Raw genomic sequence first — 14575 nt, forward strand, 5'->3', positions numbered from 1 at the left:
GCAAAGCCATTTATTTTGGTTTCTATTGGATATCCTAACTCATTTAAGCTTGGCTTAAAAAAATATATAACCTTTATCGAATAAGAAAAGAAACTAATTGGGCTTTGCGTAATATATTAATAAAGATACCGGCTTTTTCACACAAATATGTATGGGAATGATATTTAATTACATTGGAGGTTTTTACATATGGAATTGATGGGAAAGCGATTCTGTATGATATCAGATAAGGAGCAGCTCTTACAAACCCTTCATCTGAATAATGTTCCATCAGTTGAACTGGTTGACCCCAACAACTCCAATTATCCGATTATTGGCAGAAAATTTGGCCATCATCAAGGAAAGGACATTGTCATCATACAAACAAAAGAGCAGGCTATGGATGAAGGATCCGATTTCTATACAAAGCTCCATGTCTTCGAGAGTGAATATTATTTAGAAATACAAGAACTTTCCGTGAAAAATGTCAAAATGGCTGTGAGTGAGCAGGTCATATTTAATGAAGTACCTATTCGAACGCCAATTTTCGGCTGGAGTTGGCAAGAAATAGACAGTACCCACTTGCAAGAAGATTGGTTAAATACAGCTGTTCGATCCCTTTATGTAACAGGGCTTCATTCAGGAGTTGTGAAAATCGGACTATTACCAAACGATTTGATTTTGATCATCGATATTAATCCTACCGACACATTGTATTTAGAAAAAATAAATCCAGTAAAACTCCCATTCACAATCGGTGCTGATATTGAATTTATGTTATGCTGCGATAATGAATTGTTGCCAGCCTCCACTTTCTTTCCTGTTGAAGGATCGATTGGCTGCGACGAAAGACAAATTGAACAGGATAGTGGTGAATATGCATTAGCGGAAATCAGACCTGAGCAAGGGGAGTCACCACAAGAGCTTTTTCATAATATAAATAAGTTATTAACCGATGCAGCTCACATGGTTCCTTATAAAAATGTTGAATTTAGAGCTGGAAGTATGCCTTTTTCAGGATACCAATGTGGTGGACATATTCATTTTGGTGTTCCACTTTCATTATCAGTATTACAGGCAATTGATCAATATTTAGCCTTACCTGTAGCTATGATTGAGGATTCAAGGACTGCAAAAAGACGAAGAAAAACAAAGCATGGTGGAATTGGCCGTTATCGTATTAAATCATATGGATTTGAGTATTTATCTTTAAGCTCTTGGATCATTGAACCGAAAATAACCTTGTCCGTCCTATGTCTTGCAGAGCTCGTAGTTGCTCATCATCATGAATTAGAATGTGATTTTCTCTTTCATCCTCTTATACAGAAAGCCTATTATCAAGGGAATCAAATTGTCCTAAAACAAATATGGCCTGAGATTAAAGCAAGACTTATCAAAACATCTAGCTATACACGAAATAAAAATGAATTGGATGATCTATTTGAGGTCATCGAGAAGGGTGAACCCATCCAAGAAAATATCGATATTCGATATAATTGGGAAAAGAACATTACAAAACAAAAATTTGATCGAGGTTTCACCATTCAAATACCGAAAAAGATAAGACTAAAATTTCAATTAAAAGAAGGTCAAAAGACGCTTATTCGTGCGGGCAATCGTTATTCTCAAGCAACGATCCAAGCTTATCCATTTACCTTTCGAAACCCGAATACTGTACAGCTTTCACAATCACTTCGAGACAAACTTTCTCTCCCACATAATTGGAATCCGAAATTAATATTTATGAATGGCCATCTTTCATTAGGTCCGATTATTGGCATTCTTGCTAAACGACCATTTGATCGACAAACAACTTATTTTCAGCATCTATCGCGTCTTGCAGATGTGAAGCAAATGCTTGTGTATGTATTTGAACCGAAAGATATCGATTGGGAGCAACAGCTTATTAAAGGAGTGACAATAAAAGGGGAGGGTATGTTTCCTTTTCCAGCTGTCATTTATGATCGAGCTTTTATTAATGATATTAAGAAAAATGATTTAGATGACGCTCGATTTAAGCTTGAAACTGTTTATAAAATTCCATTTGTCAATCCGACAAGATTATTCCAATTAACAGGGGATAAATGGGAATCACACATTCTCCTTGAACGTGAAAACGAAGAATTTCTTCCTGAATCAAGACTTTTAAAGCAACCATCTGATATGACAGAATTGTTAGATCAATATGGGGAAGTATACTTGAAACCACTCGGAGGAGCCTTAAGCAAGGGGGTTATTCGGGTGATAAGACGTCCAACAGGGATCTTTTTGATGAAAGATAAACTAATTCAGCAAATGAACGAGATAGATCAGTTATTTCATTTCGTATCTTCGCTCATCAAAAATACCCCATATCTCGTCCAAGAAGGAATTAGAAGAAAGAAGTTCAAGAATAAGAATTTAGAAATCCGTGTCTATATGCAAAAAAATGGTCAGCAAAAATGGTTACGTACGGGAATGGTCGCACGGCTAACCAATGAGGATGTACTAACAGAAGAAACAGAAAGTAATTTGCGTTTAAGTAAAGTGTTGAATTACTTGTACCAGGATCCCTCAGAAAAGCGACTCATTTTAAATCAAATTGCCAAAATTTCTAGAAATATTGTTTCAACAGTAGAAAAAGAGGTTGGGCCATTTGGTGAAATAGCGGTGGATGTGTGTATTGACCAATATAATTCCGTAAAACTTCTTGAAATTAATTCCAAGCCAGATAATTTGTTTTCACAAATTAGAGCATATCAATTACGAAATACAGCCGGAGTACGTTTGTTAAATTACGCTGCATCTCTAATCGGTTATGAAAGTGAAGAAAATTAAAATGTGCTTTTGTAGGAGGTGATTTCAAATGAAAAACTTAATGTTAAACGAGATAATCACTCAGATTGGTGGCGATTTTCACCACGGTTCAGGTAATCCAACCATCAAACATGTCCTCGATTACTCAAAAAAAGAAATCGAGGACCACACATTAGTCTTTCATATGGACGGCGAACGGATTAGGGGGAAGCACTGGAAAGAAAATCATTCCATTGTCATCGTTACCGATCAACCAAACCTATGTACAGATCTAGGGAAGAATATCATTCTCATTCAAACAACGGAATTAGAAAAAGCTTATTGGAAATTTATCGAATACTATCGAAGTCTTTTTTCAATTCCCGTTATTGGTGTTTCGGGGACTTGTGGGAAAACAACAACGAAAGAAATGATTCGGCAAATTTTAAATGAAGATTTTAAAGTGAAGGCTACATGGATGAGCATGAATTCAATGTCTGTCAATTTACGTTATTTAACAGGAATCGACGAAAAAACAGAAGTGGCTGTTTTTGAAATGCCTGTTGCCTATCCAGGATATTTACGAATCGCATGCAGATGTTTTCAGCCACAAATTCGGATTCTATTAAATATTGGTGTACATCATTTGGCTGATTGTGAAACACCAGAGGTTTATATGAAAGCAAAAGGTGAGATTGTCGAAGGAATGGATCCTGTAAATGGGAATTTGATTTTAAACGCTGACGATGAAAATATTAGAAAAATCATTGATCCTAGTCCTTATCAGAACATCATATATTTTGGCAAAAATAAGACTGCTCAATTCCGTGCTAAAAATATTCAATATGCAAAAGATGGAATGACATTCACCTTAATTTATGGTGAAAAAGACTATGAAGCTTTTATACCTGGCTATGGGGAACACAATATTTACAATGCTCTTGCTGCAATTGCAGCGGTAACCCTTGTAGGCATTGATATTCAAACTGCCATCAAACGATTAGCAACATTTGAACAGGTGAAGGAACATTTAGAAATGAAAGACGGTACCAACGGATGTACAGTTATTGACGATTCATGGAACTCTTCACCGCTTTCCATGGCAACAGGTCTTCAAGTGCTTAAGGATGTTTCAAGAGGGAAGAAATCGATTGCTCTTTTAGGATATATGCCCCAGCTAGGTGAAGGGCCATATGCAGAAGAGCAATATGCAGAGATGGGAAAAAAAGCATTCGAAACAAAGATAGATTTATTAATAATCGTTGGTGAAAAGGCGAAAGAAATTGGAATTGCTGCTTTAAGGTTAGGAATGAACGCAAACAAGGTTCATTTTTGTGAAACGGGTGATGAAGTATTTGATATATTGCAGCCTCACCTCAATGAAGATTCATTGATTTTTCTAAAAGTCACCCACCGAGTGATGAAAAGACCAAGCTTTCAGGAGCTGAAAAGAAAATTAATTCCTGAGGATGTTTAGTCATAACGAGGAGAATTAGCATGAAGAAAACGACACAACTAAGAAACATCATCTATAGTAATCAATTGGAATTCATTATGGAAGCCCATCATGCTTTATCAGCTAAAATCGTTGAAGAAGCTGGGTTTAAGGGGATATGGGCAAGCGGTTTATCGATTTCAGCTGCATTGGGTGTCCGTGACAATAATGAAGCTTCTTGGACACAAATTTTAGAAGTGTTAGAGTTTATGAGTGATGCCACCTTCATACCTATTCTTCTTGACGGTGATACGGGTTATGGGAATTTTAATAATGCTAGAAGACTAGTAAAGAAGCTGGAACAACGTCAAATTGCTGGTGTTTGTATTGAAGATAAAGTGTTCCCGAAAACCAATTCATTTATCAATGGTGAAGCCCAGCCATTAGCTGACATCGATGAATTTTGCGGAAAAATTAAAGCGATGAAAGACAGTCAAACGGATGATGATTTTGTTTTGGTTTCACGAGTAGAAGCATTTATTGCAGGTTGGGGACTGGAAGAGGCACTGAAACGAGCAGAAGCTTATCGAATTGCAGGAACGGATGCCATTCTCATTCACAGTAAACGATCAGACGTAAAAGAAATCGAAGCATTCATGAAAGAATGGGGCAACAGACTTCCAGTTGTCATCGTGCCTACTAAATACTATTCCGTTCCAACGAACCATCTCAGAGATTTAGGGATTAGTTTGTCAATCTGGGCTAATCACAATTTACGTGCTTCCATTAAGGCAATGCAATTTACTTCAAGACAAATTCACAAAGATGAAAGTTTGTTGCATGTCGAAAAAACAGTAGTTCCATTAGAAGAAGTGTTTCGTTTGCAGGCTGCCCAGGAACTAGCGGCAGCGGAAGAAATTTATTTGGGTACCTCTAAACCAACGATGAATTCTATTATTCTAATTAAACAAAGTGGAAAGACTTCATTATTTTTTGAACAAATGAACCAACTGAAAGCATTTGGAATCAAAGAAATTGATCATGTTGAATTAGGAAATTCAAGTTCGTCAATAGAAGGTGAGCTAGCCTATTTTAGAAATATAATAAACAAAATTGGTGAAAACACCCTTATTAGCTATAGCGATATCATGTATAAGCCACATCTCCTTCAAGAGTTAGCCGCTGAGACAAACGAGATTACGATTGTCGTTGATCCAGATATGGAAAGACAAAGTGAGGAGAAACATTATGTTATAGCTAACAGGTCGTATTCTAAAATGCTATATTCCAAAAATGTAGACTTGGTGAGATTAACAAACGATCCGAATGAACTGGGCTTGAACGGAGAATTTATAGGTCTTTGGAAAATTTCCGGAAAAGGGGTTAATTTAATTAGCGATGTATTAAATCAATTGGCTATGAGAAAAGATTTTGGGAAGCTTACTTTGGTTGATCTATTTAACCAAATCTTAATTACCCATAAAATTGCAGTGAAATATATAAGGGATTCATGGCTTGATATGGATACGTATAAGAAAATTCAGGAAAGTGGGTGATGGTTCATGATCGACACATCCCTTTTTGGTGCTGAACTAAAAAGTTTAGGATTTGAATTTTATAGCGGAGTCCCATGTTCGTATTTAAAGGATTTAATTAACTATGCAATCAATGAATGCGAATACGTCATGGCAGCAAATGAGGGTGAAGCGGTCGCAATATCAGCCGGAGCTGTACTTGGTGGAAAAAAGGCGGTTGTTCTCATGCAGAATTCTGGATTGACCAATGCCACATCCCCATTATCTTCCCTTATTCATACTTTTCAAATACCTATTCTTGGTTTTGTTAGCCATCGTGGGGAACCTGGCATACCTGATGAGCCTCAGCATGAGTTAATGGGGCAAGTCACTTCAGAATTGCTTAGTCTTATGAGAATTAGATGGGAATATCTTTCTACTGATTTCAAAATCGTAAAAGATCAATTGGTTCGAGCAAATAGGGCAATTGAAAACAATGAAACTTTCTTTTTTATTGTAAAAAAAGAGACTCTTAGTCCAGTAGATTTAATAGAACAAATAAAGAAAACTTCCGACAATAAGCACATTCAAATGAAAATAAAAGAAGATCAATTCCCTTCTAGAATGGATACGCTTCGAATCATTAATTCATGTAAAAATCAACATACTATTCAATTGGCAACAACAGGAAAAACTGGCCGTGAACTGTATGAATTAGAAGATGCACCTCATAACTTATATATGGTCGGGTCGATGGGGTGTGTAAGCTCTCTCGGATTAGGGTTGGCTTTAACTAAATCAAACAAATTAATTGTTGCGATCGACGGTGATGGAGCCCTGTTAATGCGATTAGGAAGTCTGGCTACAAACGGATACTATTCTCCTCCTAATTTACTTCATATTCTCCTTGATAATCACACCCATGATTCCACTGGAGGACAAAATACTGTTTCCCAAAATGTTCAATTCGTTGATGCAGCCGCTGCTTGCGGTTACAAACATTCACTTTATGCCCATAATCTTGAAGAATTGGAACAATTCATTTGCCAATGGCACCAATCTCCAGCTTTAACCTTCATATATATAAAAGTTGCAAAGGGCTCTAAAAAAGAACTTGGACGGCCTAAAATGAAACCTTTTGAAGTCAAAGATAGATTGCAGGTGTTTATCAATGATTAACACAGCAGTCATTTTAGCCGCTGGGCTTGGGAGTAGAATTCGAAGTCGGGTAGGAGAGAGGCCAAAAGGTTTTTTAAAATTAGACGAGGTTTCCATCATTGAAATGTCTATCAAAAAGTTAATAGAAATCGGGATTACAAGAATAGTAATAGGAACTGGTTATGCAAAAGAGGATTATGAAAATCTAGCCATGCACTATCCACAAATACATTGTATATACAACTCCAACTACGCAACAACGGGCAGCTTGTACACGCTTTATACGTTAAAGGACATTATTACAAGTGACTTTTTACTGTTGGAGTCCGATCTTATTTATGAAAAAAAGGCTTTAAAAGTGGTTGTAGAACATAATTGTCCAAATGTGATTCTAGCTAGCAAGCTAACAAATAGTGGAGATGAAGTGTACATCGAGGTGGACAATCAAAACTATCTTGTTCAAATGTCAAAAAAACGTGAAAAATTACAGGATATCTATGCTGAGCTTGTTGGAATAACAAAACTATCCCTATCTAGCTATCAAAAATTATGTAGTTGTATAGAAGATCAAAACTGGGATTATGAGACCGGTTTAGTGCAGATTTCTAGTGAAATAAACTTATATGTTCATAAAGTCAATGACCTCGTTTGGTGTGAAGTGGATGATGAATCCCATTGGAAGCGAGCGGTTCAATTTGTTTATCCCATTATTAAGGCCAGAGAAGTAATACCACTTCCTGTAAAGCGTAATATCCTTTTAAATCCGGGACCAGCAACGACGACCGATACCGTAAAATATGCTCAAGTAGTCCCGGATATTTGTCCACGAGAAAAAGAGTTTGGTCAATTGATGAAATCTATTTCAGCTGAATTAACCGAATTTGTTGCAAATAATGATGAATATGTGAGCGTCTTATTTGGTGGATCAGGAACTGCGGCAGTCGAATCAATTTTAAGTTCGGTTGTCGCTCATGGCGCGATCATTATCATTAATAATGGTGCATACGGAGAACGGATGTGCCAAATAGCTGAAATTTACGGAATAAATTATTTAAGATACGAAAGTCCACATGATGAAGCCATTAATTTACAAAATCTAGAAACCTTTATTCAAAAAGCCCATCAACCCATTTCACACCTGGCTGTCGTTCATTGTGAGACGACATCTGGTTTACTTAATGATATTTCTGCTATTGGCGAGCTATGTAAGAACAACAACCTTGCGATGATTGTTGATGCGATGAGCTCCTATGCTGCGATCCCAATTGATATGAATAGCATGAATATCTCCTACCTCGTGGCAAGTTCGAACAAAAATTTACAAGGAATGGCTGGTGTATCATTTGTCATTGCTGATAAGACCGAAATAGAAAAAACAAAAACGATCAAACCACGTAATTTATATCTTCATTTATTTGAGCAATACCGTTACTTCATAGAAACTAATCAAATGAGATTTACTCCACCTGTTCAAACTTTATATGCTCTTAAACAAGCGATTCTTGAAACGAAGTGGGAAGGGATACAGAATCGCTACGTAAGATATTCTCAATCATGGGAAACTTTAATTCACGGAATCAATCGTCTTGGTTTGGCACATCTCATTCATCCAAAGGATCATTCTAAAATCATCACAACGATCATTGAACCCAGCCATCCAAACTACCAATTTAATAAAATGCATGATTTTTTCTATAAGAATGGTTTTACCATTTATCCTGGGAAGTTGGAAAAGAAAAACACGTTTAGAGTAGCAAATATTGGAGATTTAACTCATTTGGATATGGAAAGATTCATATCGCTTCTCGAACAATACCTTGATAGCTTGTAATCTTTGATAGGAGATTGCTTATAGATGGAGCGTGAGGTGGACGATAAGATGAGACATAAATTAGCTGTAGCGGTATTGGTAGTCAATCAGGAAAATAAAATCCTTCTTATAAAGAATTTTGTAAGAGGCTGGGAATTTCCAGGAGGGTTTGTAAATTTCGGAGAATCGATAAACTCGGCGGCGAAAAGAGAAGTATTTGAAGAATCAGGTATCCATATCGAAGTGTTAAAGCTATTAGGATTAGAACAAATCGTTGCCAACTCTACATGTGTCATCATTTTAAAGGGAAAATCTATTAGTGGAAAATTAACCACTTCTAATGAAAGTCAAGAAGTTGGTTATTTCACATTTGATGAAGCAAATAAAATTATGACCCACGAGTGGTTTAGACAAAGACTTATACGTTGTATGGATGATAAAGAAATTCCATATTATATTGATCACTGATTCAAATGGGTTAAAGGGGAAAAGATGCGTTCTTTTCCCCTTTTTTATAAATATATCAAGTTAATAATAAGGGAGAAATCCAGGGCCAGGACCAAGACCAGAAATAGGATGGCAACATGGATCAAACATAGGCATGCAGCAAGGGTTAATAAATGGGACATGACAAGGATTCATCATTGGAAAGCAACAGTTTTGATGGAAACCAAAGCTAGGAAAAGTTGGACATCCCCCAAACATCTGTGGATTAACAATCGGTTGTGTCATTACAGGGGATGGAACAATCGGCTGAGTTGCTACGACTGGCGATGTGACAGCTGGATAAGTGGGCATTACATGTGGACTTACATAGGGCACTTTTTCCATATATATCTCTCCTCTTCATTTTAAACTACAACATAGTGTATGTGTCCCTAATTCTTTTCGAGTAGACGTTTACCTACATAAAGTAAAAGTTTATTAAAATAATCGAATTTTCAAATTCAATTATTTTACAAGCCATTTGCCCAAGCATTATATCCGCTAATGTATATAATACACTGAAAAATAATGAGGAGGGATTACATGCATACAGATATGCAGATTCCGATATTAGAAAATGATGAAAGAAGAATTTTTGGTGGGCATTTTGGCTTTGGAAGACCATTTGGCCATTTTGGAGGCTTTGGTTTCGGAAGACCATTTGGGTTTGGTAGATTTGGCTTTGGAAGACCATTCTTCGGTGGACCTTTTTTCGGAGGAGTATTAGGTGGGTTACTTGGTAGCGCTTTAATAGGACCGTGGGGATATGGTTACGGATATGGATATCCTTTTTATGGTTACGGTTATCCATATATGTACGGATATCCTTTTTATTAATATGAAACAGAGTATTTAATCGGTCGCCAAATTTTTGGGTGACCGATTTATCATGATGCTTATATTTCAAATACTGTAACGTACATCTATTACCATTTTTTTTATTGAAGAACCATACACTATATTAACGGCTTTTTAATAATCTTACCAGATAAAAGGGTGTGAAATCCATCATGATAAACGAAACTTTGGAACATCGTGTAAGATCACAATTAATAGATCGATATAATCAGTTAATTCATGAAGGGGAATCGACAATTGATACTTTCCCATTAGAAGTAAATATACAAAGTCGGGATAATTTAATTGCCTACTTATCAATAAAGAAAAAAAATACACAGGGATTTAGACAAGATTTATTGGATAGTGGCTTTTCCTCACTTGAACATTCTAAGTCACATATTTTATACAGTATGAAAAAAATTCTTACACATTTAGGAGTTAAGAAATTAAAACCAACACCTTTGACTGCAATCACACCTCAAGAATCAAGAAGCCTTATAAATAAACGTTCAGAAAATTTATTTGGCAAAAAAAATGAGCAGCTTCAATCAACTATTATGGTTACATTAGATTCAGAAAACGCAACACAAGAAGAGGCAGTAAAAGATCTTTTGATAAACGGCATGAATATCGCCCGTATTAATTGTGCGCATGATCATAAAGAAATATGGAAAAAAATGATCATTACATTACGTCAAGCAGAAAAAAGTTTACAAGAACAAGGAAACTATTCCAATCAGCGCTGCAAAGTTTTTATGGACATGGCGGGACCTAAAATACGAGTTGGTAAGCTTCTTCATGAATATCAACCACTTAAAATATTTGTTGATTCGTATAGAAAAACTGTTCATAAGACTAATATATATCTAGATTCTCAAGCAGAGCAGACGATAAAATATAAAAATAAGCTTGAACAATCGTATGTTTTGGCCGTGAAAGATCAATCCATTTTAGAACAGTTAAGGGTTGCGGATGAATTAATTTTTACAGATTCAAAAAAACGAGAGAGAAAAATGAAGGTTGTTGAAGTAATCAGTCCCACATGTGTAAAAGTGGAACTAAATAAAACAGCTTATGTTGATGAGGGTACGATTTTATTATATGGAAATTTAAAAATAGAAGTTCACTCGTTTATTCCCGAACCAGTAGAAATTTTCGTGATAAAAGGGGATATACTGCGTTTATATCTTGATCCAGAAAAACTAGGTCACCCCGCATCACTAAATGAGCCAGCAGGTGTTCCCGTTTCTATTGCCAAAGCATTCAAAAATGTGCGAATATCGGATCGGATATTCATAGACGATGGTAAAATCGCAGGAAGAGTAAAAGAAGTGAATAAGGAATTTATTGACATAGAAATATTGTCTCCCATAGTAGAGAAGGCAAAAGTAAGAGAAGACAAAGGGTTGAATTTGCCTGATTCGCTATTAAGCTTAAATCTACCTGCCATAACGAATCAGGACCTATTAGATTTACCTTTTATATTGAATAACGCTGATATTTTAGGTTTATCATTTGTTCATTCACCACTAGACCTCGTGAAATTGAGATATGAGTTAGGAAGATATTCTTCCCATAATATTGCTGTAATTGCAAAAATCGAAACAAAGGATTCCATCCACCATTTGGCTAGAATTATCCTTGAAGGGCTAAAATTCAAAGCATTTGGAATCATGATTGCTCGAGGAGATTTAACAGTTGAGGTTGGTCCTGAAAACTTAGCCTTTGTTCAAAATGAAATCCTTGCAATTTGTTCTGCTGCCCATGTACCTGTTATTTTGGCGACAGGGGTGTTAGAAAGACTAACCAAAAAAGGGGTCCCAACAAGATCAGAGCTTACAGACGCAGCATATGGAAAAATAGCTGACTGTGTCATGTTAAATAAAGGAAAGTTTATAAACGATTCTCTAAAAATGTTATCGATTCTGCTAAAAAAGGAAGAAAATCATTCTGATATCAAACATCTACCTCCACAAACATATGTGGAACAGTATAGAATTTTCTCACAATAATGTAGTTAGGCTAATAATTGACATTCAATAAACAAAACCGCGCTCCATTGCATAAGTATAAACATAATGATTATGGGGTTGGAGTGAAGAGAGAAATGGAAAAAGAACAAACATTGGAATCAAAGTCTCGAGACACTCTAGACGAAAAGGAATTAGAGATATTCCGATTAAAAAAACAAATCGCTATAAACCTATGGTTCCAAAGTATTGCCCAATTTGCTGAAGCAATCGCATTGTCCAAACTATTTTTCTTAGAGGATGGTAATATCGACCAACAAAACTTAGTTACTGCAGTATGGTTTCAAGCATTTGGACAATTATTTGAAGCAATTGGCGTAACAAACCAACTATACGCAGATGATCAGGAAGCACTATTTGCACAACGTATTTCGATAAATGGTGACTGGATGCAATCAATGGGTGCCGGTTTTGAAGCATTAACCGGTGAAAAAATATTCCGTGAAGAATTAAATAATGCGGCAAATGAATTAATACCGTGATTGAGTGCAGGTAAGTTTGGGTGATGAGCAAGTAAATTGAAGTAATGCGCAAGTAAAGGAAGTGAATGAAGATGAGGGGACCTTCCCGAGTGGTGATCTTCCGTCATGCTGAAAAACCAGCATATGTTCATGAAGATGGTTTAACCGAAAGGGGAAAAGAACGGGCAGAATTACTTGCAAATTTATTAATTAATAATTATCCGTCAATGCAAGCCATTTATGCTGCTGGTTCAGGACCAGGCGATTTAAGTGAGAGAAAAATTCAGACAGTTATCCCACTAATCATAAAGGTACTTTTATATGTGAATCAAGGAATTGCTCTTAACACGGTTTACATGAAATATGAAGTAAAAGAAGTAGTGAAAGAGATTATGAATAATCCTGCTTTTCAAAGTCACACCATTTTAATTTGCTGGAGCCACTCTCATATTCCCATGCTTGCAGAAGCCTTCGGTGCTAAAAATGTACCTTCAAAGTGGCCAACAAATCGTTATGATTTGATTTGGGATATAGATATGTATAACCATCGATTAAATCAAATACCGCAATTATTACTTCCAGGTGACTCATCGTCCATCATTCCGAGCTTAAAGTGAAACTCCCCCGAATAAACTATTTCGGAGGAGTTTTTTTCATCTGTTTTATGGGAATACATAAGAAAGATCATCTAATTACTCGATGATTACTATCATTTGCCGAGGTGAATTTAATGGAGCAGTTCCCGATCATTCATACAAATTTTTGGGATGCAATAATTGCGGTTCCAATTGTCATCATTATAACTCAATTAATTAAACTGTTTCTTCCTATTTCTAGAAGTTTTATACCGACGATAGCCAACTTAATCGGGTTAATCATATCGATTATCTTTGCTCATCCACATAATTTATGGGCAGGTATCTTTATGGGGTTCTTTTACGGAAACGCCGCAGTTGGAGTATATTCTTCTTTGAAAACTTCCATCCTTGCCTATAGAAACAAAGGGATGAAATAAGTCTTCCAAAATACCTTTTCAATCAGAGCATTTTTTCGAAAATAGATTCATAAATTCTAATGGTGAAGGGAGGGGGAGATATGGAGAACTTCATTCATTTATTGCATTCCGTTCAACAGTCATATCAAAAATGTGTCCTTGCAACCATCATCCATATCGATGGGTCCGCTTACTTACGCGAAGGAAATTCGATGTTAATTATGGAAAATGGTGAATGTATCGGGATATTATCGCCAGGTTGTTTAGAAGAAGATCTTGTTTTGAGATCAAAGGAAGTCCTTTTGTCTCAAACTCCGCAAACGATTTCTTACGATTTGAGAAGTACGGATGATTTAGGCTGGGGACAAGGTATCGGCTGTAATGGCATCATGCGGATTCTCTTAGAACCGATCACGGAAAATTATAAACATGACCTCCATTCATTATTAGTTTCATTAGAAAATGGCCATTCTGTTATTCGTGTGAAAGAATTTTCAGACGACTTTATCTTAAAAAACTCTACATTTTATTTTCCTCACCAACTTGAGTATAAAGAAATGATGGAAAATATTTTTCCAGAAACAAGCCGACTGATACTCCTAGATAATGTCTATAAATCAATTCATATCTACAAACCATCCCCCGTATTAGTGGTTTTTGGTGCAGGCGAAGACGCAAAGCCATTGGTTTCAATTGCCCTCAACATTGGCTTTAAGGTATTACTTTGTGATTGGAGACCCGGATATTGCAATGAGCAACATATACCTTCCGCTAATCAATACATTATTGGTTCCCCAAAGGTTATTTTAGATTCCATCGATTTTTCAAATCAGCATTATGTAGTAATTATGAGTCATAGTTTTATAAAGGATCAGGAGTTTCTTACATCGATTTTAAAAAAAGATGTACATTATGTTGGTGTGATGGGTTCAAAAAAAAGAACTCAGCAATTATTAGGCGAGGTAAAATTTCCGTCAAATTTATTTTCACCAATTGGGCTTTCTATTGGAGCACAGGGACCTAATGAAATTGCGGTTAGTATAATGGCGGAAATTGTTCAGAAATTTAGAGAATCATGATGAGGTTTGATAGT

General features: G+C 36.1%; 13 protein-coding genes. 12 read left to right on the forward strand and 1 reads right to left on the reverse strand.

The window, feature by feature from the left end; all coding sequences use genetic code 11:
* Positions 1-189 precede the first annotated feature (189 nt).
* Genes ACFSO7_RS07860 through ACFSO7_RS07885 form a run of 6 tightly spaced genes read left to right on the forward strand, consistent with a single transcriptional unit; the run spans position 190 to position 9139 of the window.
* Positions 190-2796, forward strand: a complete 2607-nt coding sequence (locus ACFSO7_RS07860; RefSeq protein ID WP_377876754.1) for a putative amidoligase domain-containing protein — start codon at positions 190-192, stop codon at positions 2794-2796.
* A gap of 28 nt (positions 2797-2824) precedes the next feature.
* On the forward strand, positions 2825-4231 hold the full coding sequence (locus ACFSO7_RS07865; RefSeq protein ID WP_377876755.1) for a UDP-N-acetylmuramoyl-tripeptide--D-alanyl-D-alanine ligase: 1407 nt from the start codon (positions 2825-2827) through the stop codon (positions 4229-4231).
* Positions 4232-4251: 20 nt separating this feature from the next.
* A complete protein-coding gene (gene aepX / locus ACFSO7_RS07870; protein ID WP_377876757.1) occupies positions 4252-5745 on the forward strand; it encodes a phosphoenolpyruvate mutase in 1494 nt (497 codons plus the stop codon).
* 6 nt (positions 5746-5751) lie between these two features.
* Positions 5752-6882, forward strand: coding sequence for a phosphonopyruvate decarboxylase (aepY, locus tag ACFSO7_RS07875; RefSeq protein ID WP_377876759.1), 1131 nt, complete (start codon positions 5752-5754; stop codon positions 6880-6882).
* Positions 6875-8692 (forward strand): 2-aminoethylphosphonate aminotransferase, encoded by a 1818-nt coding sequence (locus ACFSO7_RS07880; RefSeq protein ID WP_377876760.1) that lies wholly within the window; start codon positions 6875-6877, stop codon positions 8690-8692. The genes aepY and ACFSO7_RS07880 overlap by 8 nt, the downstream gene beginning before the upstream one ends.
* Positions 8693-8740: 48 nt before the next feature.
* Entirely contained in the window at positions 8741-9139 is a 399-nt protein-coding gene (locus ACFSO7_RS07885) for an NUDIX hydrolase (protein ID WP_377876761.1), read from the forward strand.
* 60 nt (positions 9140-9199) lie between these two features.
* Here ACFSO7_RS07885 and ACFSO7_RS07890 read toward each other — a convergent pair whose 3' ends face one another.
* On the reverse strand, positions 9200-9502 hold the full coding sequence (locus ACFSO7_RS07890) for a hypothetical protein (protein ID WP_377876762.1): 303 nt from the start codon (positions 9500-9502) through the stop codon (positions 9200-9202).
* A gap of 210 nt (positions 9503-9712) precedes the next feature.
* Here ACFSO7_RS07890 and ACFSO7_RS07895 point away from each other — a divergent pair, with 210 nt between their 5' ends.
* The 6 genes from ACFSO7_RS07895 (at position 9713) to ACFSO7_RS07920 (ending at position 14561) form a co-directional block, all read left to right on the forward strand.
* A complete protein-coding gene (locus tag ACFSO7_RS07895; RefSeq protein WP_377876966.1) occupies positions 9713-9994 on the forward strand; it encodes a hypothetical protein in 282 nt (93 codons plus the stop codon).
* A gap of 173 nt (positions 9995-10167) precedes the next feature.
* Positions 10168-12009 (forward strand): pyruvate kinase, encoded by a 1842-nt coding sequence (locus ACFSO7_RS07900; protein ID WP_377876763.1) that lies wholly within the window; start codon positions 10168-10170, stop codon positions 12007-12009.
* A 95-nt stretch (positions 12010-12104) separates the two neighbouring features.
* Positions 12105-12509 carry a hypothetical protein gene (locus tag ACFSO7_RS07905; protein WP_377876764.1) on the forward strand — a complete coding sequence of 135 codons (405 nt, stop codon included), beginning with the start codon at positions 12105-12107 and terminating at the stop codon, positions 12507-12509.
* Positions 12510-12598: 89 nt separating this feature from the next.
* Complete coding sequence (locus tag ACFSO7_RS07910) at positions 12599-13105, forward strand: hypothetical protein (protein ID WP_377876765.1); 507 nt, start codon at positions 12599-12601, stop codon at positions 13103-13105.
* Positions 13106-13218: 113 nt separating this feature from the next.
* Positions 13219-13503, forward strand: a complete 285-nt coding sequence (locus tag ACFSO7_RS07915) for a hypothetical protein (RefSeq protein WP_377876766.1) — start codon at positions 13219-13221, stop codon at positions 13501-13503.
* A gap of 80 nt (positions 13504-13583) precedes the next feature.
* The gene (locus ACFSO7_RS07920) at positions 13584-14561 is read left to right on the forward strand and encodes an XdhC family protein (protein ID WP_377876767.1); all 978 of its coding nucleotides are present in this window, start codon (positions 13584-13586) and stop codon (positions 14559-14561) included.
* The last annotated feature ends 14 nt before the right edge of the window (positions 14562-14575 follow it).

The organism is Bacillus sp. CGMCC 1.16607 (assembly GCF_042683745.1).
Classification (GTDB): domain Bacteria; phylum Bacillota; class Bacilli; order Bacillales; family Cytobacillaceae; genus Pseudoneobacillus.

What these genes read in the sequence shown, in the direction of transcription:
- ACFSO7_RS07860 (WP_377876754.1), top strand. Translation starts at nt 190, where the DNA reads ATGGAATTGATGGGAAAGCGATTCTGTATGATATCAGATAAGGAGCAG.
- ACFSO7_RS07865 (WP_377876755.1), top strand. Translation starts at nt 2,825, where the DNA reads ATGAAAAACTTAATGTTAAACGAGATAATCACTCAGATTGGTGGCGAT.
- aepX (WP_377876757.1), top strand. Translation starts at nt 4,252, where the DNA reads ATGAAGAAAACGACACAACTAAGAAACATCATCTATAGTAATCAATTG.
- aepY (WP_377876759.1), top strand. Translation starts at nt 5,752, where the DNA reads ATGATCGACACATCCCTTTTTGGTGCTGAACTAAAAAGTTTAGGATTT.
- ACFSO7_RS07880 (WP_377876760.1), top strand. Translation starts at nt 6,875, where the DNA reads ATGATTAACACAGCAGTCATTTTAGCCGCTGGGCTTGGGAGTAGAATT.
- ACFSO7_RS07885 (WP_377876761.1), top strand. Translation starts at nt 8,741, where the DNA reads ATGAGACATAAATTAGCTGTAGCGGTATTGGTAGTCAATCAGGAAAAT.
- ACFSO7_RS07890 (WP_377876762.1), bottom strand. Translation starts at nt 9,502, where the DNA reads ATGGAAAAAGTGCCCTATGTAAGTCCACATGTAATGCCCACTTATCCA.
- ACFSO7_RS07895 (WP_377876966.1), top strand. Translation starts at nt 9,713, where the DNA reads ATGCAGATTCCGATATTAGAAAATGATGAAAGAAGAATTTTTGGTGGG.
- ACFSO7_RS07900 (WP_377876763.1), top strand. Translation starts at nt 10,168, where the DNA reads ATGATAAACGAAACTTTGGAACATCGTGTAAGATCACAATTAATAGAT.
- ACFSO7_RS07905 (WP_377876764.1), top strand. Translation starts at nt 12,105, where the DNA reads ATGGAAAAAGAACAAACATTGGAATCAAAGTCTCGAGACACTCTAGAC.
- ACFSO7_RS07915 (WP_377876766.1), top strand. Translation starts at nt 13,219, where the DNA reads ATGGAGCAGTTCCCGATCATTCATACAAATTTTTGGGATGCAATAATT.
- ACFSO7_RS07920 (WP_377876767.1), top strand. Translation starts at nt 13,584, where the DNA reads ATGGAGAACTTCATTCATTTATTGCATTCCGTTCAACAGTCATATCAA.